The sequence below is a fragment of the Carnobacterium alterfunditum DSM 5972 genome (assembly GCF_000744115.1).
Classification (GTDB): domain Bacteria; phylum Bacillota; class Bacilli; order Lactobacillales; family Carnobacteriaceae; genus Carnobacterium_B; species Carnobacterium_B alterfunditum.
This window is the reverse complement of record NZ_JQLG01000004.1, coordinates 1,503,074-1,529,832: the sequence shown is the minus strand read 5'-3', so window position 1 is coordinate 1,529,832 and position 26,759 is coordinate 1,503,074. Positions and strand designations below refer to the sequence as shown.

Here is a 26,759-nt window from a genome sequence, read left to right as displayed (position 1 = left end):
AATTCTTCTAACTTGATTAAGAGATAAGCAAAGTTAGCAAAAGCTATCCTTTTTTAGTTATTTTTGCCTTATAGAGCTTGCGAATTGTCGATTGGCACGCTGAACGAAAAAATAGCACCTACTACTTTTTACTACTCGGCATACCTCCAATTCTATAAATCTATACTATCAAGATAACGCATCATTGTGTAGACAATATGGAGAAAACAAATAGTTTATACTAGTTTTTTTGAAGGCTTTAATTAGTATTCCTAAAGAAATCGGTCTTCTGCCTATTTAAAAAAATAAGGCTCCTCTCCATATCCATAAAACCTACACAATTAAATGATAAACTATATCAAACAAGAAAATCAAGGAGGAAGCATTATGAAAAAGCCGGTTATATCCATTATTTTGGGAATTTCCTTACTCTTACTTGCCATTGTATCTGTCCTTTTATTCCGCCAAATCTCTACGCAGTCGCCAAATCCTTTCACTAACCAAGATAATGGAACGCCTCTGATGGGAATGAATCCCAACATGGGCATGGGTGGAGAAGTGACTATGGAATTAGTTCCTTCTAAACAAGAGACGAAGGAACTAGCATTGCCTCCTTTGCTGGAAGGCACCCTTTCCTCAGATGGTAGCATCTCCTATACTATTGCCACACAAGAAGGAGGCACACAATTTAAAGAAGGCAACGCTACGCAAACATTCGGCTATAATGGATCTTACCTTGGCCCAATCATTCGTATTCGAAAAGGTCAGAATGTACATCTCACTACCGTAAATAAATTGGAAGAGAATACTTCTTTTCATTGGCATGGTTTAAAAATACCCTCTAATGTTGACGGTGGCCCTCACAGCCCTATTAAACCAAATGGAACAGCCACCGTTGATTTCACAGTAATGCAGGAAGCTGCTACTTTATGGTTTCATCCCCATCCTGAAGGTCGTACTGGTGAACAAGTTTATAACGGATTGGCTGGATTAATTTATGTTGAAGACGAAAACTCTGATTCATTGGATCTTCCCAAAGATTATGGTATCAATGATTTTCCAATCATTGTTCAAGACCGTTTTTTTGACGAAGACAACCAATTTAATTATCAAGACATCCAAAATATGGATGGTACACAAGGAGATACTCTGTTAGTAAATGGAACAATCAATCCTTATATAGAGGTGAAAAACGAAAAAATAAGGTTACGTCTGGTCAATGGCTCAAATGCACGTAATTATCAATTTAATCTGTCGAGTAAGGAAAGTTTTTATCAGATTGCCTCTGATGGAGGTTTTCTGAATGAACCAGTACAGATGGATACTCTTCAATTAGTTCCTGGTGAAAGAGCTGAAATTGTAGTAGATGTAAGCGACTATAAAAAAGGAGATAATGTAAAATTAATGAACGGAAATGCTGAAGTCCTTTCCATAAATGTTGTGGAAGGAATAAATCCAGAGATTAAATCATTACCGGAAACTTTAAATAAAATTTCAACTAGTTTTAATAGCGTTTCTGTTCCAGATAAAGAATTAACCTTCAGCGGTATGGGAAATATGGTTGCTATTAATGGAAAACAATTTGATATGGAACGGATAGATCTACAGGCAAAAACAGGTACCACAGAAATATGGGAAATAAATAATTCAAATGATATGATGGGTGGAATGATACATCCTTTCCATCTACATGGCGTTCAGTTCAAAGTACTAGATCGGAATGGAAAAGTTCCACCTGCAAACGAACAAGGATGGAAAGATACGATAGCATTATATCCTGGAGAAAAAGTTCAGATTGAAGTTGAATTTCCAGAAAAGGGAATTTTCATGTACCATTGCCATATTCTTGAACATGAGGACAATGGGATGATGGGACAAATAATTGTAGAATGAAATTTCCAATAATTGTTACAGACAAATTAACGGAGGCAAGGATTTTGAAAATATTAATTGTAGATGATGAACCAAAGATTTTGGATATTGTGGAAGCTTATCTCACTATAAAAAAGTTTCAAGTATTCCGTGCTTTTAACGGAACGGAAGCGATGAAAAAATTTGAATTGGTGCAGCCAAATTTAATCGTGCTAGATCACATGTTACCGGATATATCTGACACAGTTATTTGTCAAAAAATAAGAAAAATTTCTGACTTACCCATTATTATGCTAACTGCGAAGTCTACAGAAAATAATATTCTAAACGTTCTACAGATGGGGGCTGATGACTATATAGTAAAACCATTCAGTCCTAAAGAATTGGTTTCACGTGTAGAAACCGTTCTGCGTCGCTCAGCTTCGCCTGTTGTAACTGAAACTAAGGGGTCATTTGATAAAGGAATGTTAATAAATTATCCTGAGAACAAACAGGCTTTTAAAAATCAGAATGAAGTCATCTTGACGCCTACTGAATTTGAACTATTGACACTATTAGCTTCCTATCCAAAACAAATATTTTCTCGAGAACAATTATTAAAAAACGTGAAAGGACTTGAATTTAACGTTCTTGATCGTATCATTGATTCTCATATCAAAAACTTACGACAAAAAATTGAGGATAATACAAGACAGCCCTTTTTTATCTTGACAGTGTACGGCATGGGCTATCGATTTGGCGGGGAAAAAGATGAATCATACAATTAAGTGGCAGTTTATATTTTCCTTTGTTTCTATTTCTTTCATTATAATTGGCGCATTTAGTGTGATGACACTAAGTCTAATGGATAATCACTTTGCAAAATATGTTGCTGAGAGACAAGAGTCTGATTTAATAGAATATACCACTGGTTTAGAAAGACTTTACGAAGAAAAGGGGGAATGGCCAACTACTGCTGCTTTTGATCCCATCGGCTTAGAGTCATTACACAATTCAATTACCTTGAAAGTATATGACAATGAAAAGAATTTACTCTGGAGTCCTTCGTCTTCAGATATGATGGGAAATGAACAAAACATGCAGGGAAACGCTCCGAATACGGGGAACATGATGGGAGCGATAGAAAATACCCCTATAGAAAAAACAGTTCCTTTATTTAATGATGAGCAAAAAATTGGAGAAGCTCTTATCAGTTATATGGGGCCAACTGCCTATTCAGAATATGATGCTTCATTTATTGCAGATATGAAAAACAATTTTATCATAGTAGCAATGGTAGCGTTAGTTTTTTCTTTCTTTTTTGCTGCTTTGGTTGCTAAAAAAATAAGTCGGCCTATAGTGAGAGTAAAAGACTTTACAAGAGAAATTGCTAAAGGAGATTACTCAAGTTCGTCTCCTGAAAAAACGAATATCAAAGAAATAGATGAACTTATTGTATCGGTAAATGATCTCTCCATTCAACTTGAAAATCAACAAGCTATCAGAAATCAATTATCCTCTGATATTTCTCACGAAATCAGAACCCCATTGACGACATTAAAAGGAAATCTGGAAGCCATGATAGATGGCATATGGGAAGTAACCGATGAGCGACTTCAAAGCAGTTATGATGAAGTGAACCGTATCACTCGCCTTATAGGAAGCATTGATAAAATTAATGAAATAGAAAATCATCAGGATATGTTAAACAAATCATCTTTCGATTTATATGTCCTTGCAGAAACTATTTTTTCTAATTTTGAAGCTCTTTTTGCTAAGAAAAATATTCATTATTCATTAGATGGTAACTCCCTATTCATTACCGCTGATAAGGATAAAATAAGTCAGGTCATCACCAATCTTTTATCAAATGCTATTAAATTCACACCTTCTGAGGGGAAAATAACACTAAAAATCAGTCAAGAAAAAAATCAAGCTTTACTGAGTGTAACCGATACTGGAGAAGGCATTTCCCCAAAAGAAATCAATCATATTTTTGAGAGATTTTATATGTCTGACTTTTCAAGAAATAGTCTTCTAGGCGGTCAAGGTATTGGTCTATCGATCGTAAAAACCATTATTAAGGCCCATAAGGGAACTATAACAGTCAAAAGTGATTATGGAAAAGGTTCTACTTTTACCGTTATTCTTCCTGTCAAAAGATAATACTCATCAAAAAAAGCGGTTCACTTTACATAAAAGTGAACCGCTTTTTAGCTTCATGCTAAAGTTTTTCATTTAATTTAGGACTAATTAAGATTTTTAAACGTTAGACTATTTTATCCCTTTTCAGAAATCCTTAAGTTGATTTTTTAGTTTAACTTAACCATAGTAATTATTTCAGAGTAATCCCATTTGGTGTTTCCCCAACCTCAACCGTGGCAATAACTTCACTGGTTTCATTCTCAATAACATTGACCGTATCATCGAATGCATTTGTGACAAAGATGTATTGATCATCTTTGCTAATGATAATTCCATGTGTACCGCTACCCACTTCGATCGTTTCGACCACTTCATTACTATTTAAATCAACTTTTGAAACAGTATTGGAAGGATTTTCTTCTGTACCTTTATTTGCCACAACTGCATATTGATCATCATGTGTTACACCAATGATTTTTTCATCAGGTGAAATTTGTACATTATGCGTGGAGCCATCGATGGCAATCGTATCCACAACTTAGTGTGTTTGAGCATCTACTTTGGTTACACTTCCGGTATCGGAAGTGTAATAGGATTCTGTTTGTTCCTTATTTTCTTCTTTAGAACTAGATTGAGACTCACTAGATTCTTGTGACGTTGATACAATTTCTTGTTGAGAAGAATTTTGACTACTTGTTGAATCTTCTTGACTACAAGATGCAAGCAAGAGACTCACTGATGACGATATTATTAAAGTGATTTTTTTATTTTAATATTCCCTTTTTTACTACAGATCTCTGAAAAGATTGTGGCAATATCATTTCATCACGAAAAGTACAAAAAATTCTGGCAAGAACCCTTTTTGTCCAAAATGGAGAGTTAATAAAGAATATACAACCGCTATTTTTGACCTATGAATAATTCAGGCTAATAGCAGATATTAACTTTATTAAATAATCTTTATCCTGAATAATTCATACTTTTTTTGAAATGCTCTGGAAAAACTGTTCTAGCGCTAGTTTAAGCTGGATTTCTCAACACCCTTTGGGTGTGCAAAAAAAACCCCAATCTGTTATGGTTAAATCACCTAAACGTAACCAAAGAAAGGGGTTCTCTCTATGGCAATTTTACATGAAAATCGGTTACTTTTCAATTCAAACATTTCGGTATCACATTCTGGTGGTAATTTATCCTCAGATTCCGGGTTAATATTAGTTAAGGAGTTTATGCACACCATTAATTTTTCTAATATTTTAAAACAAAACCTCATCATTAATGATAATCGACTTTATCATAAACATACTAATCAGGCGATAATTGAACAAATTATTTTTCAATTGATTGGTGGCTATCAAACAGATTCTTCGGCTGACATTTTATCAAAAGATCCCATTTTCCAGAGCCTATTAGCTAAAGAACAACTTGCTTCACAACCGTCTATTTCTCGCTTTTGGGATCGGTTAAATCAAGAAAATATTTTCCAATTGCAAGAAGTCAATCAAATCCTGCTTGATAAAGTACGGACTGCACGTAATACAACTGAGATGATTTTTGATTTAGACTCAACTCATTCGGATACCTTCGGGAATCAAGAAAATTCGAATTATAACGCTCATTACCAAACGAATGGCTATCATCCGCTAGTTGCCTTTGAAGGCTTGACCGGTGATTTATTGAAAGCAGAACTTCGTTCTGGTAACGTGTACACATCCAATGGTGTGGCAGATTTTGTCCAACCACTTTTTGACCATTATCAAGAAACCGTACCTGTAAGTTCTATTCTAGTGCGTGCCGATAGTGGTTTTGCAACTCCTGAATTATATGAGCTATGTGAAGAACGTCGAAATTTTTATGTTATTCGATTGAAATCGAATCGCAAATTAGGCAAAATCGCTGAGCAATTTATCTCTATAGATGATCAACACGATTGGTATAGAAAAGAAGTTCACTACGCTTCTGTACTCTATCAAGCGAAGAGCTGGTCACATTCACGAAGAGTTTGTATTAAATCTACGCGTGAAGCAACAGAATTGATTGCTCGACATGAATTTATCGTAACTAATTTATCAGAAGATATTTCTGCAGAAGCGGTCTTTCAAACTTATTCTAAAAGAGGAACCATGGAAAATTATATTAAAGAGGCCAAAAATGGGTTTTATTTCGATAAAACCGACAGCCCTCGTTTCTTAGAAAATCATGCACGCATGATGGTGAGCGTACTAGCTTATAACATGGTCAATTTTATGCGTACTCTTTGTTTTACGAAAGAAACCAAAGGTTTTCAAGTATCAACCATTCGCTTGTTCTTATTTAAAGTGGCAGGTAAGCTTGTTCATTCGGGAAGGAAAACCTCTTTGAAACTCAGTTCCTCCCACGTTTATCAGAAACTCTTTCGTAAAATCTTGTGGAATATCCAGCATTTTAAATGGGAGTAGCACTCATACTCAATACAATAGTTAAAAAAAATGGCTCATTCCAAGGGGTCAGTATGCCCAAAAATCTTAATTGCCTGACAAAAAAATGAGTGCTTTGTAAATTTGAAGTAAAATCAGTAAACCAAACAAGCTACTGTCCTGAATGAAGTGAAAAACACACTAATTTTTATTTTTTGAAAAAAGTATGAATCATTCAGGTTTATTTATAACCATATTATTGTAGATGTTTCTTTCTTTCCAAATAGTCTTCCTCAGAAATATTTCCTTTCGCATATTCTTTCTGAAGAATTTCCAAAGGTGTTTCCCTATTAAAACTTTGATTTGATTGATTGAAAAATAATTTCCCAATCAGAACCACTACCACAACCAACAATAGAATCCAAAAAAATCCCATAAACATCATAGATCCCACTCCTCCTCTATTAAAAAGATTTAGACACTCAGACATGACTGTTCCTCCTTTTCTTTATTAAACTTTTTTATCTGATTCAAGCTTTTTACTAGTTCTTAGATCCGTCATTCCTTCTAGATAATAGAGTTTTGAGGGATAAACTTGTCTACGGAGATACCCTATAAGGATGGCTCCAATGAAGAGGACAAGAGACAAAGCTTGTGAAACACGTAAAAAATCACCAATCCATAGACTATCCGTTCTCATGCCTTCAATAAAGAACCTTCCAGTTGAGTACCAGATCATGTAACTTAACGCTACTTCCCCTTGTCGTAACAAATTTTTACGATTCCGTAGAATGATGATGATCACAAATCCTGATAGGCTCCATAATGATTCGTACAAAAATGTCGGGTGATAATAAGTGCCATTAATATTCATTTGTTCAATGATAAATTCAGGCAAATAGAGATTTTCCAAAAATTGACGGCTGACAGGTCCTCCATGTGCTTCCTGGTTCATAAAGTTTCCCCATCGACCAATAGATTGAGCCAGTAGCACGCTAGGTGCTAAGATATCTAACAGAAGAGCTAAAGGAATTCCATTTTTCTTTGTATACCAATATACGGTAAGTCCACCTGCAATCAAGCCGCCATAAATCGCAATTCCGCCATTCCAGATGGCTATGATTTCGCCTGGATTTTGCAGGTAATAATCCCATTCAAATAAAACATAGTAGAGACGAGCACCTACGAAACCAATCGGAATGGCCCATAAAGCTATATCAATAATTGTATCCTCTTTAAGCCCTCTTTTTTTTGCTTCTCTTGTAGCTAAAGAAATAGCTACAAACATTGCTACAGCAATGATAATACCATACCAGTAGATCTGAAACGGTCCAACTGAGATAGCAATAGGATCAATTACACCAAGTAATACATTCATTCTTAAATCTCCTTTTTATAAATTACTTTCTAATGTTCAACTATTTAGGAAAACTTATTTACAGCTAATCACCTACATAATTGAGAGCTACTTTTAGTGCTTTTAGCCTAAATCTATAAGCCTAAGTACGGCGCAGGATCTACTCGTATGTTGTTGTCGTAAACTTCAAAGTGTAAATGAACGCCTGTGGAGGCTCCTGTTGTCCCCATTGTTCCTATCTGCTGACCTTGTGATACTAGTTGTCCAGGGGAAACTAACAAACTACCTGCCTTCATATGAGCATAAAGAGTTTGAAACCCATTCCCATGATCAATTTTCACGTAGTATCCAAATGAGCTATGGTACCCAGCTACTAGCACTGTGCCACTTTTAGCAGCTACGATTTGACCGCCCCCAGCAAAATCAATTCCACCATGTAACTTACGCTCGCCAGTAATCGGGTGGATTCGATAGCCAAATGGTGAGGTAGTATAGCCATTGCTCGGGCGAATAAAATCAGTATTACTGGTTTTCAAAGGTATTTCATTAGATGAAGGATTCTTAGAACCAGCAAGTGAAGACTTATTAGAGCTGATGGAGCTATCTTGTTTGTTAACGACTATACTTTCTTCTTCAAACTCTTCAGACATGATTTCACCAGCAGAATCTTCAGCTGCTTTTTGAGCCGCTGCTTGTTTCGTATTTTCTTCTTCAATAATTTTCTCACGCTTTTCTTCTAATTCGCCTGATAACATACTAGTTTGGGCAGCAACTGCTTGTTGCTCTTTGACAAATGCTGTTTTTTCTAATGCTGTCAGATCATAAGCTGCAGCCACTTTAGTAATTTTGTCATCTAGTTCTGATTTTTGAGCTACGAGATTACTTTTATTTATTTCAATACTACTTTTTAATTTTTCAATTGCCAATTTCTCTTCTTCTGCTTTTTTTTCATTTTTTTCCAGAAGTTTTTCATCATTTTTTTGGACAATAACGATTTCTTTATTAGCAGTTACCAATTGGTTAACAATGCCTATACGACCAACCAACTCTGTGAAGGTTCCAGAAGAAAATACAACATCTACTAGATTGGAGACATTACCGTCTGTTTGTACTGCACGTGCCTGAGACTTCAATTTTTTTTCACGTTGTAAAATAAGTTCTTTCAAGGAATCAATTTCTGTTTGCAACTTTTTAATTTTCATTTTCGATTCTTCTAAATTTTTTTCTTCTTTTTGTAATTGTAGAATAAATCCATCAATTTTCAGCTGTAATTGTTGCGTATCTTCCGTAAAAGTTTCTTTTTCTATTTCTAAACTGCCCAGTTGATCTTCTTTTTCTTGGATGTCTCTATTTATCTGAGTTGACTGCGTTTCAAGTGTTTGTCTTTTCTGTTCTAATTCCTCTGTCGTTTCTGCATTTACTGTAAGAGGTAAATAACTTGAATTTATCATTAAAACAGCAACAAACACACTGGCTAATAGTCTTTTTTGCATATGTTCCTCCATTAAGTATTTTTGTGGTTTCATTTTCGATCATAGGCTTAATATTATGTATTGTGCCAAGATTATACAAATAGCCTTTATAAATTATTTATCATTATTTTAAACCGTATTCTTATGCCAATGGGTATTCCTGTCTATTTCCTCTATTTAAAGTAGTCTTCTATTGTAGTTTAAAAGTTCTTACAGTAGAGACTAGCTATTGGAATTTTCCAGATTAAGTACGTCTTTTTTTATTTGATTATAATTAAAAAAGAAGCTTTCAAAAAAATTGATTACGACAACTAAAAATTACCATGAAAATTATTCACTCCCTCACCTTTCCTGTTGTAGTCATAAAATAGTTTATCCTGGTGAACCCTTTATTGATATGGTTTCCTACTTCACTACTATACAATTCAATTGTGTGGATTTTATGTAGTTACTATAAATTTTCTCTCTACATAACTTCCACACAATGATTTGTTATTCTGTAATTGTTAAGAGTTTACCGTACCTAAAGGTCAAAATATACGGTTTAGCTCTTTATCTAACCTACTTAATAAAGGAAAGGATGATTTTAATGGAAATTCTTCTATTTTTTATCATTATGATTGTTGGGCATGGATTAATGATGTTTATGATGCCCGGGATGCATGGGGGGCATGGGAAAAAACATAATCATAGTGGGAACTCTTCAGATGATGTAGAACTATTAAAAACAAAAAACGAAGAATTAAAAGAAGAACTGCATGCAGTGAAATCAAAATTAAACAGATAATTAGATACGAGGTATACTAACCATGAAATCAAAAGTCATTTACTTATTGGGATTTTTTTGTCTATTCTTTTTCATTCTTTCAGTATCAATTGCCATTACCATCAACTTTACACCGCTATACACATTTGATATCACTTATCTGAACATAGCAGATGAAATTGGAATGACAAAAGAGGTTATATTAAAGAATTACAGTGTATTAATGAATTACTTAAATTTCCCTTGGATAACGGAGCTTAAAATGTCTGACTTTCCAAGCTCTGAAAGAGGCTTATTTCATTTTTTCGAAGTGAAAAAGTTGTTCCTGCTTGATTACGTTACCTTAGTAATCTCCGGTATCGGATCTATTTTATTTCTAAACTATCTAAAAAGAAAAAAAGGAATGTGGAAACTTGTTCATTTCTTTCAATGGGGATTCATCATACCGCCACTATTGATTGTCACTTTGTTTATCAATTTTGATACACTATTTGTCTTGTTCCATAAAATATTTTTTAACAATGATGCTTGGTTATTCAATCCTAGCAACGATTCGATTATATTAGCTTTGCCCGAAGCATTCTTTATGCATAGTTTTATATTGGTATTTGGAGTAATTGAATTTCTGTTAATAATAGGGTATTTCATTTCAAAGAAACAATGGGTAAAACAAGAAAAAAAGACTCCTTGATATTCTAAAATGTCCTTGACACAGGGTCCATTTCATTCAAGGAGTCTTTTTTATGGCTGTATAATTTTTGGTGTGGATGAAGAAATTCATTCGCACCTATTTTTGTGCAAAAAAATAGAAACAAATGAATTTTCCAGTTAGAATAAAGTCACGACAACTCACTAGAAAAGAAAATTCATATGTCCAATTCTTGTTCAAATTACATTAGATTTAAAAGATAAAAGTAGTTACTTTCAGAAAATAGTAGCGTCCATTTTTATCTTAGTCAACTACAGAGTATTTTGTTCCTGACAAAGCAGATCTAAATGTTTCTGCGTCAATTTTTGTTTTGCTTTCTACAATAACTTTTTTACTTTCTAAGTTTATTTCTACTGATTCTACACCTTCTATTGCTTCAAATTTTTCTTGAACCGTATTAGCGCAACCTTTACACTTCATACCTTCTACCAATACTTCTTTTCTCATAATTTCTTCCTCTTTTCGTTTTAATTTTTTAGTTAATTTCTAACTTGAGTAAGCTTCTTAATCCAATGAAAGATCAATCTGTATATCTGCACAACACTGGCAGGTACACTCATACTTCATTATAACTCAGTTTAACATTACGGGTATCCTGCTCATCGAATTCAAAAATATTTCTTTAGTGACACCCTTTTTCAAATGAACAAAGAGTATTTTTTTGTGTAGGCCATTAAATACGTCTTCTACGGTATGTGTAGCTAGGAGTTCTGCCTCAATTTCTTCTGAACAGGCTGCACACTCTATCCCTGCAATAGTTATCCACGTTTTCATCTCTATACCCCTAACGTGAGATTTAGGGCCTCATCTGTTGAATTAGTCAAGTTTCGCAAAATATTCCAGTAGTCGAATCGTATTTGAAACAAACCCATACTCGTTATCATACCAGGCAACTGTTTTCACCAGCTGACCACCGTTTGCATCCATTACTTCAGTCAAAGTTGCATCAAAAGTAGATCCGTGAGTGTCGCCAACTATATCCGAAGACACCACTTCATCTTGAGTATAACCATAGGCCTCACTCGAAGCGGCTTTCATAGCTTTATTTATCTCATCAATCGTCACATTCTGGTCAAGTACTGAATAAAGTTCGACAAAACCTGCTGTAATAACCGGAACGCGAGTTGAAGTCCCTGTTATTATTCCATCCACTTCTGGTATAACCTTTCCTAATGCTTTAGCAGCACCAGTTGTTGTTGGAATAACATTTTGTGCGCCTGCACGTTTCTTGCGGCCACCAGGAGCATCTTGAAGAGATTGTGAGGCTGTGTAGGCACGCGAACCTGTCATTAGTCCTCTTTGAACACCAAATTCATCGACTAATACTTTTGTCATCAATGCTAGTGCATTCGTTGTACAGGAAGCGGCGGAAACGATACGGTCATTCCCCGTCAATGATTTCTCGTTGACTCCATATACGCCAATTTTTGTGACATCATCTTTAGTGGGAGCAGATATCATCACTTTTTTAGCTCCTGCCTCTAAATGAGCGTTGGATTTTTCTGAAGACACATAAAAACCAGTACACTCAAGTACAATATCAATATCTAGCTCGCCCCATGGCAATTTACTCGCATCTTTTTCTTTATAAGCTTTGATTTCTTTTCCATCTACTGTAATCACATTATCCTTAGCCTCTACATCGTATGGGAAACGTCCTTGTGCAGTATCATATTTTAGCAAGTAAGCCAAGTCTTCAATGTCAGCTAAATCATTAACCGCAACGACCTCTAATTCTGTACTATTTAATTCTTTGATTCGACGGTATGCTAATCGCCCAATGCGACCAAACCCGTTAATTGCTACTTTTATTGTCATAACTATTGCATCCTCCTTTTGTATCTATTTAAAAATAAAGTATGTTAATGGGATCCTTTGTAACTAAAACAGATAAATTGAATAGGTGTTCTTTTCAAAAAATTAGTTATAAATATTGGAGTAGACTATAAAAAATTTTCAGTGTATTAATAATGCAATGTGTCCTTATATTCAAAGTAAATTAAATTGTTCAAGAACACACTGCCCGTATTTTTATCTTTAGCCTATACTTTAGAATTTATTAATTTTTCAATTTCAAAGTCATTGCATTGATAGCTACGATGACCGTTGAAACTGACATTAGCACAGCTCCTATAGCTGGAGCTAAGGTAATCCCAATAGGGGCTAAAATCCCCGCAGCTATTGGGATTGCAATAAAGTTATAGCCAGCTCCCCAGATTAAGTTCTGTCTCATCTTACGTGTTGTTTTATTAGCTAACTCAATAAAGGACTCAATATCGCCTGGATCCGATTGCGTTAAAATGACATCGGCTGAATCAAGTGCTACTTGTGTACCTGCTCCTATAGCTACCCCGACATCGGCTAGAGCAAGAGAAGGTGCATCATTTACTCCATCTCCTACCATAATGACAGTTTTCCCTTCATTTTTTAGTGATTCTACTAAATCATACTTGTCTTGTGGAGATTGATTCGCTCTATATTCAATCCCTAATTCTTCTGCAACACCTTTAGCTGCTTTTTCATTATCCCCAGTTGCCATAATAGGCTTGATTCCTTGAGATTTTAGTACATTCATTAGCTCTCTGCTAGTTGATTTTAATTCATCTCCCAAAGCAACCGCACCAATTGCTTTTCCTTTTTCCACTAAATAACTAACTGTTGCTCCTTTTGGAACATCAAATTCAATATTCTGTCCAAATGCTTTTTGACTGATTAATTCATAACGATGCCCATTTGCTTCCCCTTCAACTCCAGCGCCCGATACCACATCAATGGAATCAAAGTTAATTGGTTTTACTCCTTCATTTTCAGCATAACCCACGATAGATTGAGCAATAGGGTGACTAGATCCACCTTCAATTCCAGCCATTAATGCTAGAATTTCGTTTGTGCTATAAATTTCACTTACTGTTTCTGCATTCAAAACCTTAAATTCCCCAGTAGTTAAGGTTCCGGTTTTATCTAAAATCATTACATCTGCTTTTGTTGCTAGTTCTAACGCTTCACGATCTTTTACTAATAATCCACGACTCGCACCTAAACTAGTACTCCGTGCAGTAACAAGAGGAATAGCTAAACCTAATGCATGTGGACAAGCGATAACCAAAGTAGTTACCGTGAACAGTACTGCGGTTTGTACATCTGTTAAGAATAGCCAAACAGTAAATGCAATGACAGCTGCGGCTATTGCGATATAAAATAACCAACTCGCTACCTTGTTAGCAAGGTTTTCAGCACGTGAAGGTTGGTCTTGCGCTTGACTTATTAGCGTTTGTACTTGAGAAATAAAAGATTTATCTCCCGTTTCTTGTACTTCAACATACAAGACCCCTTCATTATTTGTTGAGCCACCAATTACTTTGTCTCCAGTATTTTTTTCAATCGGCTTTGATTCACCGGTTAATAACGACTCATTGACTCTTGATTGTCCTCTTTGGATCACTCCGTCTGCTGGAATATTTTCTCCAGCCTGAACACGAATTATGTCTCCGACCTTTAACTGTGATACTGGACGAGACTCAATAGAATCATCTTCTAAAACAAGATCAGCGTCTTTTGGCATTAATTCAGCAAGTGCTTTTTGAGCGTCTCCAGCTTCTCCAACGGCTTTCATTTCAATCCAGTGACCCAGTAACATAATTAAAAGTAAAGAAGCGAACTCAAAGAAAAAATCCATTATATGTTCACCGGTGAGGTATCCACCCACAACAGCATAAAGACTATAAAAATAAGAAACTCCAATCCCAAGAGTTACAAGGGCCATCATTCCTGGTACCTTTTTCTTAAATTCATCAATCGCTCCCATATAAAAAGGTTTTCCTCCATAGATAATTAATATGGTTGCGAGTATAGAAACAAGGATGTCTGAATAAGGAAACGAAAATTGGAATGGTAAAGTAACACCCATCATTGGAGACAACAGCATAATAATAATTCCAAAGGGGAGCGATTTCAGAAATATTTCTTTAAAACTACCGTGGTGGTGGTGTTCATGCAAGCCACCATGACTACCATGATCCTCATGGCCCTCGTGAGAATCATGAAGAGAATCTGATTCCTTATTTTCTTCATGATTATGGTTCATATGGTTATGAGAAGACTGCTTCTCTTTACTACTCGTATGATTCTTTTTTTTGTCCATATTCATTTCCTCCTTTATTATTAACTCTTGAAAACTATGAATCTCATTGTCTTTCTATACTAGGCTATTTTATAGCTAGTATTAAAATCTATAAATTAGATGAACGCCTTATTACTAATTACTCTTATCTCATCTTCTATTTTATATTAGATGGTTTAAATCTCTTCAAGCGTAATGCATTTAATAACACCGATACTGAACTAAAGCTCATTGCAGCCGCTGCAATAATTGGACTCAATAAGGGGCCTCCAAAGAGATATAGTAAACCCATCGCCACTGGAATACCTAATATGTTGTAGGCAAATGCCCAAAAGAGATTTTCCTTGATATTTTTAATCGTTGCTTTACTTAATTCCACAGCTGTTGGAACGTCCATCAAATCACTTCTCATCAAAACAATATCAGCTGATTCCATTGCAACATCTGTACCGGAACCAATAGCAATACCAGTATCCGCTTGCGCTAAGGCCGGAGCATCATTGATACCATCCCCAACCATTGCAACTTTTTTACCTTCAGCTTGCAACTTTTTCACTTCATTAGCTTTATCTTCTGGCAATACCTCACTCAGTACACGATCGATACCAACTTGTTTAGCAATTGCTTCAGCAGTTCGTTTGTTGTCTCCTGTAATCATAGCTACTTCAATACCCATTCTGTGCAATCTTTCAATAGCTTTCAAACTATTTTCTTTAACGGTATCAGCAACAGCAATAATACCAGCAATTTTTCCATTCTTCGCAATATACATAGGCGTTTTACCTTGATCAGCTAATCTATCTGAATCCGCAGCTAAATTTTCCAACGAAATATGGCTTTCAGTCATTAGTTTTTTATTACCCAGTAATAAATGTTGACCGTTAATAATTACTTGAATACCCAATCCAGGAATAGCATTAAATGATTCTGTTTTAATTAACGCTAGGCTTCTTTCTTTTGCTCCATTCACAATGGCTTCACCCAGTGGATGCTCAGAACCTTTTTCGGCAGAGGCCGCTAAAATCAATAGATCCGTTTCAGAAAGACCATTTGTAGTCACGATATCGGTTACTTTTGGTTTTCCTTCTGTAATCGTTCCTGTTTTATCAAAAATAATTGTCCCAATTTTATGAGTGGTTTCTAAAGCCCCACCACTTTTAATCAAAACGCCATTTTCTGCCCCTTTACCCGTTCCAACCATGATAGCTGTTGGTGTTGCCAAGCCTAATGCACATGGGCAAGCGATAACCAGTACAGAAATCATAATAGTTAAAGCAAAAATCCAAGATTCTTGTCCTAAGAAGAACCAGGCTAGACCAGCTAGAACAGCTAGACCTATTACAATTGGAACAAAAATGCCAGAAATTTGGTCAGCTAATTTTGCAATCGGAGCTTTTGAACCTTGGGCATCTTCAACCAATTTAATGATTTGAGATAAGGCAGTATCTTTCCCAACTTTTGTTGCTTTGTATTGGAAACTTCCGTTTTTATTAATGCTTGCACCAATAACGTTGTCGCTTGGTTTCTTCTCCACCGGCATACTTTCACCTGTCAACATCGACTCATCGATTGAGGTATTTCCCTCCATTACGATTCCATCAACCGGTAATTTTTCACCTGGTCGAACAACAATAATATCTTCAACCTGAACTTCATCAATCGCTATTTCCATTTCTTGATTGTTGCGCAATACACGTGCTGTTTTTGGTGCTAGACCCATCAGTTTTTTTATCGCTTCTGACGTTTTACCTTTTGAAACTGCTTCGAAATATTTTCCTAATGTAATCAGCGTTAAAATGACAGCTGCAGATTCATAATAGAGAACCGTCGTAAAGCTAGTATCGCCCAAATAAATCATATAGGTTCCAAACAGGCTATAAACAAATGCGGCACTGGTGCCTAGTGCAACAAGAGAATCCATATTTGGATGTCCTTTAAATAAGGTTTTGAATCCAACCGTAAAGAAACTGCGACCATAATACATGACTGGAAGTGTTAATGTTAATTGAGTTAGAGAAAAGGTTATAGGATACATCATTGGATCAACAATTTCTGGTAGTGGTAAACCCAACATATGCCCCATGACAATATATAATAATGGTAGTGTGAAAATAGTCGACATTAAAAATCTGTGCCACATCTCTTTAATATGCCGTTGTTTCTTTTCACGATCCAAATCAACTGATTCTGCAGAACCAACTTCCTCATGAGCTTCATATCCAGCATCTGCAACTGCTTTTGTTATATCTGATACATTCAGTACAACTGGATCATATTGCACACTCATTTTTTCGGTTGCCAGATTAACAGTCGAATGGTTCATACCGGAAAGTTTTTGTGTGGCCTTTTCAATCGTCTGTGCACAAGAGGCACAGGTCATACCTTCAATAATGAATGTCTTTTTAAGCGTATTGGTTATCGCTGTATACCCAGCATCTGCTACAGCTTTTTGAATATCTGCTTCTGTCAAAGATAATTCATTAAATTGGATAGTCATTTTTTCAGTAGCCAAATTAACATTTGCCGCTTTTACACCTGGTAACTTACTTGTAGCTTTTTCAATTGTTTGTGCACAAGAGGCGCACGTCATACCCTCTATACTAAAAACTTTGTTTTCCATTTTATCCCTCTTTTTCTTAGTGATGGTGCAAATGGCATTCGCATGGCACCTCATCCAATGCTGTGTTTTCTTTTTGTTCCAATAGTTTTTTTAGCATAGCAATATCTACCTTGCTTAGAGTAGCTTCAGCTATCATGTTACTGATAACATGACCCGATTGCTTATGACAGACTCGAGAAAGGACATCATTCGTATAAGAATCCATACTTTCTTCTTCAGTAACCGCCGCAGAGTAAATAAATTTGTTCCCTTCTCTTATAGTCTGTAAGACGCCTTTATCGACTAAACGACCGATTAATGTTTTGATAGTAGGTGCTTTCCACTGTTTTTTATTTTCGAGAATGGACGTGATTTCTCTACTGGTAACCGTTTCATTTGCCCAAGCTACACGCATGACTTCCCATTCTGCATCTGTTATTTTTATTGAATTAGTTGTCACCATATTATTTCTCTCCTTTACGTTTACACATGTAATCTTTCTTGATATTTATAGTTTACATTTGTAAACGAAATATGTCAAGTAATTTATTAACTTTCAACTTTTATTATTTATATATTTCAAAAAATTTGATTCATTCTCACTATTTCTATCAGGTACTCCATTTATTTTGTCGCATAAGAAAAAAAGCTCTACCTAATGAAAACATTAGGCAGAGCTTTTAGGACTAGAACAGTCTTAACTAATTGTAAAAATAGTCTTTATCTATCCTTTATTCTGGTGCTAATTCATCTTCTGTAACCCACTTGTGATTTTTAACCATTTCCCCACCATCAGTTGGTTGATAGTCTAGCATATAAACGGTTGTTTCTTTAGCAGAATCTATAGTAGCAGTCACACCTTCCATGCCTTCCATATGGCTGGCCTCTAGCGTTACTTCTGTTCCTTCGCTCAAAGGTTCTTCTTGATTGCGTGCCTCTGGTATTTCTTCTTTTAAGACCCATTTATGATTTTCTACTATGGTATCCCCGTTCGTCGGTTCATAAGTCACCTCATAGGCAACTGTATCAAATGCACCCATGATCGTTCCGTTAGCCCCTTTCATACCTTTCATATGATCGGTTTGGATAGTCACCCTGTCTCCAACTGAATAGGTTGGATTTTCTGCCTCTTCCAAACCTTCTGGTATTTCCCCATAATCATCAGGAATCATGCCGTCCATTTCATTATACATATCTTCTGATTCACTCATCATTTGAGAATCGGAACTACTTTCAGCAGCTGGAATACTGGATTGTACACTTGAATCAACGGACTCTTGGTTTTCACTATCTTGAGGTGAGCAAGCCGCTAGCAGAGCTAAAGAGGATATGGTTATTATCCCATTAATAATTGCCTTCTTATTCATAATATACCCTTCTTTCTTTGTTTGTTTACGTCTGTAAATTTATACTTAGAGTCTAACTTTTTTAACGACAGTTTGTCAAATTAAGTGCAATACATTAGGGTAAAATTGTGTACCTAGTCAATTATGAGTACACCCTAAACCAGCATAAGTAAATTAGAGTCCCTCTTTAATAAAGGACTCTACATCTTTATTTCTTATTTCTTATTTCTTATTTCTTATTTCTTATTTCTATTAATTTTACAATATCACTCCATAAATCTTGGGTCTCTATTTCTTCTTCTTTAAATCCAGCTTTCAATATATTTGCAATTGTTTCTCTATTAATATTGGCTCCCCAAGTATGTAATGGGATAAAATTCACCACATCCATAAATTCACCAACTATATTATGATGACTTCTCATATGTTCTAGCATAATAATTTTACCGTCAGGTCTACAGACTCTTCTCATTTCTTTAAGTCCTTCTACAGGGTCCGGTACTGAACAAAATACACAAGAAGTAACTATCGTATCAAATGTATTGTCCGCAAAGCTCATTTTCTGAGCATCCATCTCAATTAATGTGATGTTTTCTTTTCCTTTTATCTTTTGATTTGCTTTTTCTAACATATTTTCACTAAAATCTATACCTGTTATTTCTAATTTATTCGGGTAAATAAGCAAATTTTTTCCAGTACCAACTCCGACTTCCAAAATTTTCGGACCCGCAATATTTTCAATTAATTTTTCTCTCCATTTGCTCATTGTCATTACTTCCATTGGTTGTTCTAAAATATCGTAAATTTTCGAAATACGATTGTAGCGCCCTTTAATTTTTTTAGTTTCATTACTCATTACTTCATCTCCTTTATTGAAAATCATAGTATATAAGAGCCTTACATCTTATAGGTAATCGTATACATCTTTAGTACAATCAAATTATCCCTCAATATATTGGATTAGGTATAATCTAAATATAAAAAAGTCCATTCAAAAAATAAACGAATGGACTACTTAATAGTAACTCATTCTTTTGCGGCTATTAATATCTTTAACAAGTTAATTTGAATAAAGAACTGCTACTTAAGTTCTTCAATCAATTCTTTCATTTCTTTAATTTCTTTCTTTTGAGCTTTAATAATATCATCTGCAAGTTTTCTGACTCTTGGATCTTCAATATCTGCTCTCTCACTCGTTAGTATAGCGATAGAATGATGTGGAATCATTCCCTGCATATAATCAACCTCATCTATCGTAGTTTGGTTTCGCATCAAAAAGAAAGAACCTGTAAAAATTAAAATACTTACTAAAACCTGAATGATTCATACTTTTAAAAAAAATAATAATTGGTGCATTTTTCACTTCTTTCAGGTCATTAGTTTGTTAGGTTTACTTATTTTACTTCAAATTTCCAAGTCACTCATTTTTTTGTCAGAAAATTAAGATTTTTAGGCATACTAACCCCTTGAAATTAGCCTTTTTTTTTAAACTATTCCATTAGGTGTGAGTGCTACTGCCATTTGAAATGCTGAATATTCCGCAAGATTTTATGGAAGAGTTCATGGTAAACGTGATAGGAACTGAGTTTTAAAAAGGTTTTTCGTCCAGAATGAACAAGTTTACCCGCTACTTTAAATAAGAGCAAACGAATAGTTGAAACTTGAAAACCTTTGGTTTCTTTCGTAAAACAAAGAGTACGCATAAAATTGACGATGTTGTAAGCTAGTACACTCACCATCATACGTGCATGATTTTCTAAAAAACGAGGACTGTTGGTTTTATCGAAATAAAATCCATTTTTGGCCTCTTTAATGTAATTTTCCATGGTGCCTCTTTTAGAATAGGTTTGAAAGACCGCTTCTGCAGAAAGGTTCTCTGATAAATTGGTTATGATAAATTCATGTCGAGCAATCAATTCGGTTGCTTCGCGCGTAGATTTAATACAAATTCTTCGTGGATGTGTCCAGCTCTTAGCTTGATAGAGTGTAGAAGCGTAGTGAACTTCTTTTTTATCCCAATCCTGCTGGTCATTTATAGATACAAATTGCTCAGCGATTTTTCCTAAGTTGCGATTCGATTTCAATCGAACAATATAAAAATTTTGACGTTTTTCACACAGTTCATATAATTCAGGAGTTGCAAAACCACTATCTGCACGCACTAGAATAGAACTTACAGGTACGGTTTCTTGGTAATGGTCAAAAAGTGGTCGGACAAAATCTGCAACACCATTGGATGTGTACACATTACCAGAACGAAGTTCTGCTTTCAAAAAGTCGCCAGTCAGACCTTCAAAGGCAACAAGTGGATGATAGCCATTCGTTTGGTAATGGGCATTATAATTCGACTTCTCCTGATTGCCAAAGGTATCCGAATGTGTTGAGTCTAGATCAAAAATCATTTCAGTTGTATTACGAGCAGTACGTACTTTATCAATCAGGATTTGATTGACTTCTTGTAATTGGGAAATGTTTTCTTGACTTAACCGATCCCATAAACGAGAAATAGACGGTTGTGAAGCGAGTTGCTCTTTAGCTAATAGACTCTGGAAAATGGGATCTTTTGATAAAACGTCAGCCGAAGAATCCGTTTGATATCCAGCAATCAATTGAAAAAGGATTTGTTCAATAATTGAATGATTAGCATGGTTATAGTAAAGTCGATCATCGTTAATAGTGAGGGTTTGTTTCAAAATGTTAGAGAAATTAATGGTGTGCATGAATTCCTTAACTAATATCAATCCGGAATCTGAGGATAAATTACCCCCAGAGTGAGATACCGTAATGTTTGAATTGAAAAGCAAACGATTTTCATGTAAAGTTGCCATAGAGAGAACCCCTTTCTTTGGTTATGTTTAGTCGCTTTAACCATAGCAGATTGGGGTTCTTTTTGCACACCCAAAGGGTGCTGAGAAAATTAACTCAAACTAGCGTTATAACAGCTTTTCCAGAGCGTTTTAGAAAAAGTATGAATTATTCAGGTACTATACTCTTCTCTAAATCAAAAAAAGGTAGCATCTCATTTTTAACGAAATAAAGGGGAAGCATTAGTTATTATTATGTATCCTAAAACTATTAATAACGTTGCAACTTTTAACGATAATATTATTCAAATTAAAGGAAATAATATTGCTGAGGTAAAAAAAAATGGTTATAGCTTTGTTTCAAGGTCTAGAAATAAAGAATATTGGACAATATTAGCTGACTTAATTTGACAAATCAGAAACTATAAAATAAAAGTGATCCTATTAAATCAAAAAAATCTTCTAATAGCTTTTTTAATGAATAAGTTAGTTTCATTATTATTGCACTTATTTCTATTGCAGTTGGATTTTTGTACCCTTCACGGGTAAATCTGGTTCAATAAACGGATTAATCGTAGGCGGAATATGTTTTATTTGCGTTCTTATACCCTATATTTATTATCTACGTGATATCCGCCACCGTAAATTACCAACAGGGGATGCGGATGTTTTCTTGGACTGTTTAAGCAGCTAATCCTAAACTTCGTCTATACTGAAGAGGACTTATTCCACCTAATGACATTTTGATTCTCTTTTCATTATACCAATGAATATAATGGTCTAGACGTTCCATGAATTCGTCTATGCTGATGTCCTTCCAGGATACCCCGTAAAACCATTCATTCTTCAAGCGCCCAAAGAAGCCTTCACAGGCAGAATTGTCTGGAGAACAACCTTTCTTGGACATGGATTGTGTCAAACCGGAGGTTTTTATTCGCTCTATCCATCCTGGCCATCGGTAATGCGCGCCACGATCAGAATGAATAATTGGATGCTCATTAACTCCTAGTGTTTCTGCAGCGTTATCGAACATTGTATTGACTAACTTTGCGTTCAGTTCAGTACTAATTGTCCAACTTACGACTGCTCCGTCAAAACAGTCAATAATAGGTGACAAATAGACCTTTCCAGCAGGCATGCGAAATTCTGTAATATCAGTCAGCCATTTCATATTCGGCTTTTCTGCCTTAAAATTTCGTTGCAAAAGATTTGGGGCTGCTTGTGTAATCTCGCCAGCATAAGAACTATATTTCTTTTTCCGCGCTATTCTAACAGAAAGATTTTCTTCTCTCATCAGCCTTCTAACAACCTTTTCTGACAATAGGACACCCTTATTTTTCATTTCTGCATGCAGTCTACGGTAGCCATATCTTGCATCGTTTTCATTGAAAATCTCTGTTAGTAAAAGACGTTTTTCTTCATATTTATCTGTCAAAGTTAATTGATTTCTGTGATAAAAATAACTGCTTTTTGGTAGCTCTAATTGTTGAAATAAGCTCTTTAAAGGAAAATTGGTACGTAAGGCATTAACCAAAATAGTCTTTTCTCTATTTGTTAAGTTTATTGGATTAATGCCTGTTTCTTTTTTTATTAGAACAGCTGCTCTTTCAAGAATCTCTTTTTCCATTCGTAACTGGTAGACTTGTTTTTGCAGATCATCGACTTCTGAATTCAGTGTATCTACCGTTTGTTCAATAGGTTGTTTTAGCATGGTTAGAGGAAAATCCCTTCCGACTAAATCACTTTTCCAGTCATAGAGCGTCTTTCTACCAACACCTGTCTGTTCTGCGATTTTTTTGGCAGAAGTATTTCGGCTAAAGAGCCTGATTACAGCCTCTTTTTTCTGCTCTTGCGTATAGTTTAGCGCACTCCGTCGAATTTTACGAGCTTCTGGGGCTAATTCTTCACACCATTGTCTTAATGTTTCCCTGCCTGGATAGCCAAGCATTCGAACTGTCCGAGAATAATTCCGACCATATTCAAAGTAATGCTCAACAGCTATCTTTTTTTCTTTTAGAGTAAATTTAGTACCTCTAATAGATGAATCACGAAGTTCTCCATTTTCACAATATTCCTGATGCCAATTATATAAAGCTTTTGGAGAAGGGTATCCAAGTTTTTGAATAGTAGCTGCTAGTGAGTGTTCATATTTTATATATAATTTTACGGCTTTCAATCGTTCCTCATGAGAGTACATTAACATCCTCCTGACTCAATTTGAGTCCAAGTATTTGTCCGCATCTCCTAGTGGTAATTCATAGTGGCGGATATCATCTACGTACCAAACAGCAAGATTAGGTTATGATTACTTGAAAATAGCCTTGATTTAACGAGGTTCTAGATACATATTTTTATATAGATTCATGTATTAAAAAAAGCAGCAAATCTAATTTTGATTTGCTACTTTTTTATATGGGTATGATTAATCATTCAGGTTAAATAAAGGTACTATAATTTGGATGAATATAAAGTCTTATTTACAAAAAAAGTTAAAAGAACGGAAGGGAGAGAATCAAGATGTTATCGTTTTATGATGGTTTTTTTCTTAATCTATGTGTGTTGATTGCATCACTATTTGTGTATGAAGAACTCGTAAAAAAGAATTCTTTCGAAATACAAACTATAAGGATAACTATTATAAATGGTTTATTAGGTGGCCTTCTAGCGGCTATTTTAATGCACTTTAATATTGAAACTAGTGCGAATGCTTTAATTGATCTTCGAATTATTCCCTTCATGTTAGTTATTCTTTATGGGAATTGGTTATCAACTTCTATAACGGCTGCTTTAATTATTTCTATTCGGTTTATGATGGGTGTACATATTTATTCAGCTATTAATATTATTTTTATCCTTGCTTCATGGATGATCTTCTGTTATTGCTTTAAAAAAATTAAAAATCGATGGATTTCTATTATAGTTATGCTTACTTTAAGCAATACTGTTTATACCGTATTGACTGCTATTCTTTCAGCAGGTAAAGGTCTCAATATATCTTTAATAGCAACCTATTGGATCAGTTGTATTTTAGGAGGACTTATCGCTGTTTATATGATGGATTACTTGAATGAAACTAAGATTGCATTTAAAAGAAACAGCAAGTATGCCTTTACAGATTCAATGACAGGCCTGAATAATGTTCGTAGTTTTAACTTGGCGTTTAATAAAGCAAAAAGCAAACTTGAAAAATCGAATGAAAGTATTTCTATTATGATCTTAGATATTGATCATTTTAAACAGGTGAATGATACTTACGGTCACTTAGAAGGCAATTTAGTACTGAAAAAAGTAGCTGCCATTTTAAAGATGAGTCAAGATCCTGAGGATATTATTTCTAGAAATGGTGGAGAAGAATTTTCAGTGTTGCTCAATAACTGTAGCCACAATGAAGCATATGAAAAAGCCGATGCTTTAAGAAAAATAATGGAAAATTTATTTTTTATCATGACGGTTTGTCAAATTAAGTGCATCACCCAAGACGAAATAAAAGAAACCCATGACGTCCTCGTATAGAATGAAGTTACCACACTACCATTCGATTGGAGGAGTTGTCATGAGCTACACTCATTTTACCATAACCGAACGTTCCAAAATAGAAGTCTATCTTGAACTTAAGATGTCCATTCGTACAATTGCGAAAAAGCTAAATCGCTCTCCCTCGTCCGTTTCTAGAGAATGCCAACGAAACCCAAACTACCAAGCGGAAAAAGCTCAAACATCTTATAATCAAAGGAAAGCTGCCTGCGGGGCTCATTCTAAACTAACAGCCTCGCTAAAAATAGTTATCCAAGAAAAGTTGGATCAAACGTGGTCTCTAGAACAAATTAGTGGCCGTTTACTTCAAGGATCCTTGACCTTCAAAACCATTTACCGCTGGATTTATGCCGGTTTGCTTGACGTGCCTTTGACGGTCTTGCGCCAGAAAGGGAAGCGTCAAAAACCAAAGGAAACAAGAGGTCGATTTGTTGTCGGCACACCGATTTCCAAACGGCCAAAAGAAATCAGAAAACGCACGACTTTTGGTCATTGGGAGTTGGATACTGTTGTCTCAGGTCGTGGTCAAGCGAAGGGCTGTGTTGCCACCTTTGTAGAACGTCAAACCCGTTGGTATAAAGCCATTCTTATACCGGATCGTTCCGCAAAGTCAATGGAGCGAGCCATTCGAACTCTTCATGCTCTTTATCCACGAGAAGCCTTTCAAAGCTTTACAACGGATAGAGGAAAAGAATTTGCCTGTTATACCGTGATTGAATCAGAGTTGAACATTCCAATGTACTTCGCTGATGCGTACGCTGCTTGGCAGAGAGGAAGTAATGAAAATAGTAATGGCCTTTTCAGGGAGTTTTTCCCAAAACGAACGAATTTTGATACCATTCTCACAGAGGAAGTTGAAGAAGCTCTTTCCTTGATTAATAATCGGCCCAGAAAATGCCTGGACTGGAAAACACCCTACGAAGCGTTTATGGAAAAGGTGTTGCACTTAATTTGACAAACCGTCAATACTATTAATATTTATATTTTACTCCAAAAAATGAATTCATGAAATTAGATAAAATAATGTATCGAAGAACTTACTTTGACAAGGTTTTTTCTCATCATTTTAATCAAAAAAGATAGAAACTTACTTTAAAAAATAAGTTTCTATCTTTCATAGTGCGTCCAAGCAGACCAAATAATGACTTCTTTTGCGTCATTATCTACCGAATAAACCAACCGGTGTTGGATATTTAAACGGCGTGAATATTTATCTTTTAAATTACCAACTAATTTCTCATAAGGCGGCGGATTTTGAAAAGGATTCTCTTTTAATACGTCCATTAAATCTTTAAATTTTTGATCTAAATGAGCAGATTTTAAATTTTTAAGGTCTTTCATAGTTGATTTTGCTAATTTTACAGAGTATCCCAATCGGTATCCTCCAATGCAACAAATTCATTTTCTTGTTCACGCTGGTGAATCACATCAGCTACTCCATAAGAATGAAGGTACAAGGTTTCTTGAATAGCATCCCAGTCTTTTTTACTGACCATAACCGCTTCACTTTCTTCATTTTTTCCTGAGATATAAACGGGTTCATTAGTTTTATTAACGTCTTTCAATAATTGGTAAAAGACTTTTCTAGCTTGACTAGGGTTTACGATCGACATAAACTATTCCTCCTTTTAGTTTCTTTTATTATAACGTACTTATTCAAGTACGTCAAAACGATATGAATACA

Annotated in this window: 26 protein-coding genes; 8 read left to right on the top strand and 18 right to left on the bottom strand. The window is 35.2% G+C overall.

Annotation, left to right across the window (positions count from 1 at the left end; all coding sequences use genetic code 11):
• Positions 1-366 precede the first annotated feature (366 nt).
• From BR50_RS07635 to BR50_RS07625, 3 genes are read left to right on the top strand one after another with little or no spacing between them, the layout of a single operon-like run.
• Positions 367-1,872 (top strand): multicopper oxidase family protein, encoded by a 1,506-nt coding sequence (locus tag BR50_RS07635; RefSeq protein ID WP_034547624.1) that lies wholly within the window; start codon positions 367-369, stop codon positions 1,870-1,872.
• Positions 1,873-1,916: 44 nt separating this feature from the next.
• Positions 1,917-2,618: a response regulator transcription factor gene (locus BR50_RS07630; protein WP_034549069.1), complete on the top strand. Its 702-nt coding sequence runs from the start codon at positions 1,917-1,919 to the stop codon at positions 2,616-2,618.
• Entirely contained in the window at positions 2,602-3,996 is a 1,395-nt protein-coding gene (locus tag BR50_RS07625; RefSeq protein ID WP_034547621.1) for a sensor histidine kinase, read from the top strand. Before BR50_RS07630 ends, BR50_RS07625 begins: the two co-directional genes overlap by 17 nt.
• A gap of 169 nt (positions 3,997-4,165) precedes the next feature.
• Here the strand turns inward: BR50_RS07625 and BR50_RS12985 are convergent, their stop codons facing one another.
• Together BR50_RS12985 and BR50_RS12980 are read right to left on the bottom strand one after the other, a co-directional pair.
• On the bottom strand, positions 4,166-4,510 hold the full coding sequence (locus BR50_RS12985) for a YncE family protein (RefSeq protein WP_051905763.1): 345 nt from the start codon (positions 4,508-4,510) through the stop codon (positions 4,166-4,168).
• Between the two features lie 3 nt (positions 4,511-4,513).
• A complete protein-coding gene (locus tag BR50_RS12980; protein WP_051905762.1) occupies positions 4,514-4,702 on the bottom strand; it encodes a hypothetical protein in 189 nt (62 codons plus the stop codon).
• 391 nt (positions 4,703-5,093) lie between these two features.
• Here BR50_RS12980 and BR50_RS07615 point away from each other — a divergent pair, with 391 nt between their 5' ends.
• The gene (locus BR50_RS07615; protein ID WP_034546789.1) at positions 5,094-6,410 is read left to right on the top strand and encodes an IS1380 family transposase; all 1,317 of its coding nucleotides are present in this window, start codon (positions 5,094-5,096) and stop codon (positions 6,408-6,410) included.
• A 214-nt stretch (positions 6,411-6,624) separates the two neighbouring features.
• On the opposite strand, the gene BR50_RS07610 is transcribed toward BR50_RS07615, so the two are convergent.
• The 3 genes from BR50_RS07610 to BR50_RS07600 form a co-directional block, all read right to left on the bottom strand.
• Positions 6,625-6,858: an SHOCT domain-containing protein gene (locus BR50_RS07610; protein ID WP_034547619.1), complete on the bottom strand. Its 234-nt coding sequence runs from the start codon at positions 6,856-6,858 to the stop codon at positions 6,625-6,627.
• Between the two features lie 21 nt (positions 6,859-6,879).
• Entirely contained in the window at positions 6,880-7,746 is an 867-nt protein-coding gene (gene lgt, locus BR50_RS07605) for a prolipoprotein diacylglyceryl transferase (protein WP_034547617.1), read from the bottom strand.
• A 113-nt stretch (positions 7,747-7,859) separates the two neighbouring features.
• A complete protein-coding gene (locus BR50_RS07600) occupies positions 7,860-9,218 on the bottom strand; it encodes a M23 family metallopeptidase (RefSeq protein WP_034547615.1) in 1,359 nt (452 codons plus the stop codon).
• A gap of 568 nt (positions 9,219-9,786) precedes the next feature.
• On the opposite strand from BR50_RS07600, the gene BR50_RS07595 reads away from it, so the two are divergent.
• The gene (locus BR50_RS07595; RefSeq protein WP_034547614.1) at positions 9,787-9,984 is read left to right on the top strand and encodes a hypothetical protein; all 198 of its coding nucleotides are present in this window, start codon (positions 9,787-9,789) and stop codon (positions 9,982-9,984) included.
• Between the two features lie 22 nt (positions 9,985-10,006).
• Complete coding sequence (locus BR50_RS07590; RefSeq protein WP_074200261.1) at positions 10,007-10,654, top strand: TIGR01906 family membrane protein; 648 nt, start codon at positions 10,007-10,009, stop codon at positions 10,652-10,654.
• Between the two features lie 261 nt (positions 10,655-10,915).
• On the opposite strand, the gene BR50_RS07585 is transcribed toward BR50_RS07590, so the two are convergent.
• From BR50_RS07585 to BR50_RS07530, 11 genes are all read right to left on the bottom strand, one after another.
• A complete protein-coding gene (locus tag BR50_RS07585) occupies positions 10,916-11,119 on the bottom strand; it encodes a heavy-metal-associated domain-containing protein (RefSeq protein ID WP_034547613.1) in 204 nt (67 codons plus the stop codon).
• A gap of 126 nt (positions 11,120-11,245) precedes the next feature.
• Positions 11,246-11,446, bottom strand: coding sequence for a hypothetical protein (locus BR50_RS07580; RefSeq protein WP_034549066.1), 201 nt, complete (start codon positions 11,444-11,446; stop codon positions 11,246-11,248).
• A 42-nt stretch (positions 11,447-11,488) separates the two neighbouring features.
• Positions 11,489-12,490, bottom strand: coding sequence for a type I glyceraldehyde-3-phosphate dehydrogenase (gap, locus tag BR50_RS07575; protein WP_034547611.1), 1,002 nt, complete (start codon positions 12,488-12,490; stop codon positions 11,489-11,491).
• 241 nt (positions 12,491-12,731) lie between these two features.
• Positions 12,732-14,813: a heavy metal translocating P-type ATPase gene (locus BR50_RS07570; protein WP_034547609.1), complete on the bottom strand. Its 2,082-nt coding sequence runs from the start codon at positions 14,811-14,813 to the stop codon at positions 12,732-12,734.
• A 136-nt stretch (positions 14,814-14,949) separates the two neighbouring features.
• Entirely contained in the window at positions 14,950-17,412 is a 2,463-nt protein-coding gene (locus BR50_RS07565; RefSeq protein WP_034547607.1) for a heavy metal translocating P-type ATPase, read from the bottom strand.
• A gap of 16 nt (positions 17,413-17,428) precedes the next feature.
• A complete protein-coding gene (locus BR50_RS07560) occupies positions 17,429-17,854 on the bottom strand; it encodes a CopY/TcrY family copper transport repressor (protein ID WP_034547605.1) in 426 nt (141 codons plus the stop codon).
• 268 nt (positions 17,855-18,122) lie between these two features.
• Positions 18,123-18,758 (bottom strand): YdhK family protein, encoded by a 636-nt coding sequence (locus BR50_RS07555; RefSeq protein WP_034547603.1) that lies wholly within the window; start codon positions 18,756-18,758, stop codon positions 18,123-18,125.
• A 208-nt stretch (positions 18,759-18,966) separates the two neighbouring features.
• On the bottom strand, positions 18,967-19,593 hold the full coding sequence (locus BR50_RS07550; protein WP_034547601.1) for a class I SAM-dependent methyltransferase: 627 nt from the start codon (positions 19,591-19,593) through the stop codon (positions 18,967-18,969).
• 224 nt (positions 19,594-19,817) lie between these two features.
• Entirely contained in the window at positions 19,818-19,973 is a 156-nt protein-coding gene (locus BR50_RS07545; protein WP_245792760.1) for a DUF305 domain-containing protein, read from the bottom strand.
• 275 nt (positions 19,974-20,248) lie between these two features.
• The gene (locus BR50_RS07540) at positions 20,249-21,565 is read right to left on the bottom strand and encodes an IS1380 family transposase (RefSeq protein ID WP_034546678.1); all 1,317 of its coding nucleotides are present in this window, start codon (positions 21,563-21,565) and stop codon (positions 20,249-20,251) included.
• A 658-nt stretch (positions 21,566-22,223) separates the two neighbouring features.
• Positions 22,224-23,738 (bottom strand): IS3 family transposase, encoded by a 1,515-nt coding sequence (locus tag BR50_RS07530; RefSeq protein ID WP_034547599.1) that lies wholly within the window; start codon positions 23,736-23,738, stop codon positions 22,224-22,226.
• Positions 23,739-24,058: 320 nt separating this feature from the next.
• Between BR50_RS07530 and BR50_RS07525 the strand changes: the two genes are divergently transcribed.
• Together BR50_RS07525 and BR50_RS07520 are read left to right on the top strand one after the other, a co-directional pair.
• Positions 24,059-25,054: a GGDEF domain-containing protein gene (locus tag BR50_RS07525; RefSeq protein WP_034547597.1), complete on the top strand. Its 996-nt coding sequence runs from the start codon at positions 24,059-24,061 to the stop codon at positions 25,052-25,054.
• Positions 25,055-25,094: 40 nt separating this feature from the next.
• Positions 25,095-26,030 carry an IS30 family transposase gene (locus BR50_RS07520; protein WP_034547595.1) on the top strand — a complete coding sequence of 312 codons (936 nt, stop codon included), beginning with the start codon at positions 25,095-25,097 and terminating at the stop codon, positions 26,028-26,030.
• Between the two features lie 152 nt (positions 26,031-26,182).
• Here the strand turns inward: BR50_RS07520 and BR50_RS07515 are convergent, their stop codons facing one another.
• Positions 26,183-26,449, bottom strand: a complete 267-nt coding sequence (locus tag BR50_RS07515; protein ID WP_034547593.1) for a Txe/YoeB family addiction module toxin — start codon at positions 26,447-26,449, stop codon at positions 26,183-26,185.
• Positions 26,434-26,688 (bottom strand): type II toxin-antitoxin system Phd/YefM family antitoxin, encoded by a 255-nt coding sequence (locus tag BR50_RS07510; RefSeq protein ID WP_034547591.1) that lies wholly within the window; start codon positions 26,686-26,688, stop codon positions 26,434-26,436. The genes BR50_RS07515 and BR50_RS07510 overlap by 16 nt, the downstream gene beginning before the upstream one ends.
• Between the last annotated feature and the right edge of the window lie 71 nt (positions 26,689-26,759).

What these genes read in the sequence shown, in the direction of transcription:
- BR50_RS07570 (WP_034547609.1), bottom strand. Translation starts at nt 14,813, where the DNA reads ATGGACAAAAAAAAGAATCATACGAGTAGTAAAGAGAAGCAGTCTTCT.
- BR50_RS07525 (WP_034547597.1), top strand. Translation starts at nt 24,059, where the DNA reads ATGTTATCGTTTTATGATGGTTTTTTTCTTAATCTATGTGTGTTGATT.
- lgt (WP_034547617.1), bottom strand. Translation starts at nt 7,746, where the DNA reads ATGAATGTATTACTTGGTGTAATTGATCCTATTGCTATCTCAGTTGGA.
- BR50_RS07560 (WP_034547605.1), bottom strand. Translation starts at nt 17,854, where the DNA reads ATGGTGACAACTAATTCAATAAAAATAACAGATGCAGAATGGGAAGTC.
- BR50_RS07555 (WP_034547603.1), bottom strand. Translation starts at nt 18,758, where the DNA reads ATGAATAAGAAGGCAATTATTAATGGGATAATAACCATATCCTCTTTA.
- BR50_RS07590 (WP_074200261.1), top strand. Translation starts at nt 10,007, where the DNA reads ATGAAATCAAAAGTCATTTACTTATTGGGATTTTTTTGTCTATTCTTT.
- BR50_RS07510 (WP_034547591.1), bottom strand. Translation starts at nt 26,688, where the DNA reads ATGTCGATCGTAAACCCTAGTCAAGCTAGAAAAGTCTTTTACCAATTA.
- BR50_RS07610 (WP_034547619.1), bottom strand. Translation starts at nt 6,858, where the DNA reads ATGTCTGAGTGTCTAAATCTTTTTAATAGAGGAGGAGTGGGATCTATG.
- BR50_RS07545 (WP_245792760.1), bottom strand. Translation starts at nt 19,973, where the DNA reads ATGCAGGGAATGATTCCACATCATTCTATCGCTATACTAACGAGTGAG.
- BR50_RS07580 (WP_034549066.1), bottom strand. Translation starts at nt 11,446, where the DNA reads ATGAAAACGTGGATAACTATTGCAGGGATAGAGTGTGCAGCCTGTTCA.
- BR50_RS07540 (WP_034546678.1), bottom strand. Translation starts at nt 21,565, where the DNA reads ATGGCAACTTTACATGAAAATCGTTTGCTTTTCAATTCAAACATTACG.
- BR50_RS07595 (WP_034547614.1), top strand. Translation starts at nt 9,787, where the DNA reads ATGGAAATTCTTCTATTTTTTATCATTATGATTGTTGGGCATGGATTA.
- BR50_RS07635 (WP_034547624.1), top strand. Translation starts at nt 367, where the DNA reads ATGAAAAAGCCGGTTATATCCATTATTTTGGGAATTTCCTTACTCTTA.
- BR50_RS07625 (WP_034547621.1), top strand. Translation starts at nt 2,602, where the DNA reads ATGAATCATACAATTAAGTGGCAGTTTATATTTTCCTTTGTTTCTATT.
- BR50_RS07530 (WP_034547599.1), bottom strand. Translation starts at nt 23,738, where the DNA reads ATGTACTCTCATGAGGAACGATTGAAAGCCGTAAAATTATATATAAAA.
- BR50_RS07520 (WP_034547595.1), top strand. Translation starts at nt 25,095, where the DNA reads ATGAGCTACACTCATTTTACCATAACCGAACGTTCCAAAATAGAAGTC.
- BR50_RS07550 (WP_034547601.1), bottom strand. Translation starts at nt 19,593, where the DNA reads ATGAGTAATGAAACTAAAAAAATTAAAGGGCGCTACAATCGTATTTCG.
- gap (WP_034547611.1), bottom strand. Translation starts at nt 12,490, where the DNA reads ATGACAATAAAAGTAGCAATTAACGGGTTTGGTCGCATTGGGCGATTA.
- BR50_RS07585 (WP_034547613.1), bottom strand. Translation starts at nt 11,119, where the DNA reads ATGAGAAAAGAAGTATTGGTAGAAGGTATGAAGTGTAAAGGTTGCGCT.
- BR50_RS07600 (WP_034547615.1), bottom strand. Translation starts at nt 9,218, where the DNA reads ATGCAAAAAAGACTATTAGCCAGTGTGTTTGTTGCTGTTTTAATGATA.
- BR50_RS07615 (WP_034546789.1), top strand. Translation starts at nt 5,094, where the DNA reads ATGGCAATTTTACATGAAAATCGGTTACTTTTCAATTCAAACATTTCG.
- BR50_RS07565 (WP_034547607.1), bottom strand. Translation starts at nt 17,412, where the DNA reads ATGGAAAACAAAGTTTTTAGTATAGAGGGTATGACGTGCGCCTCTTGT.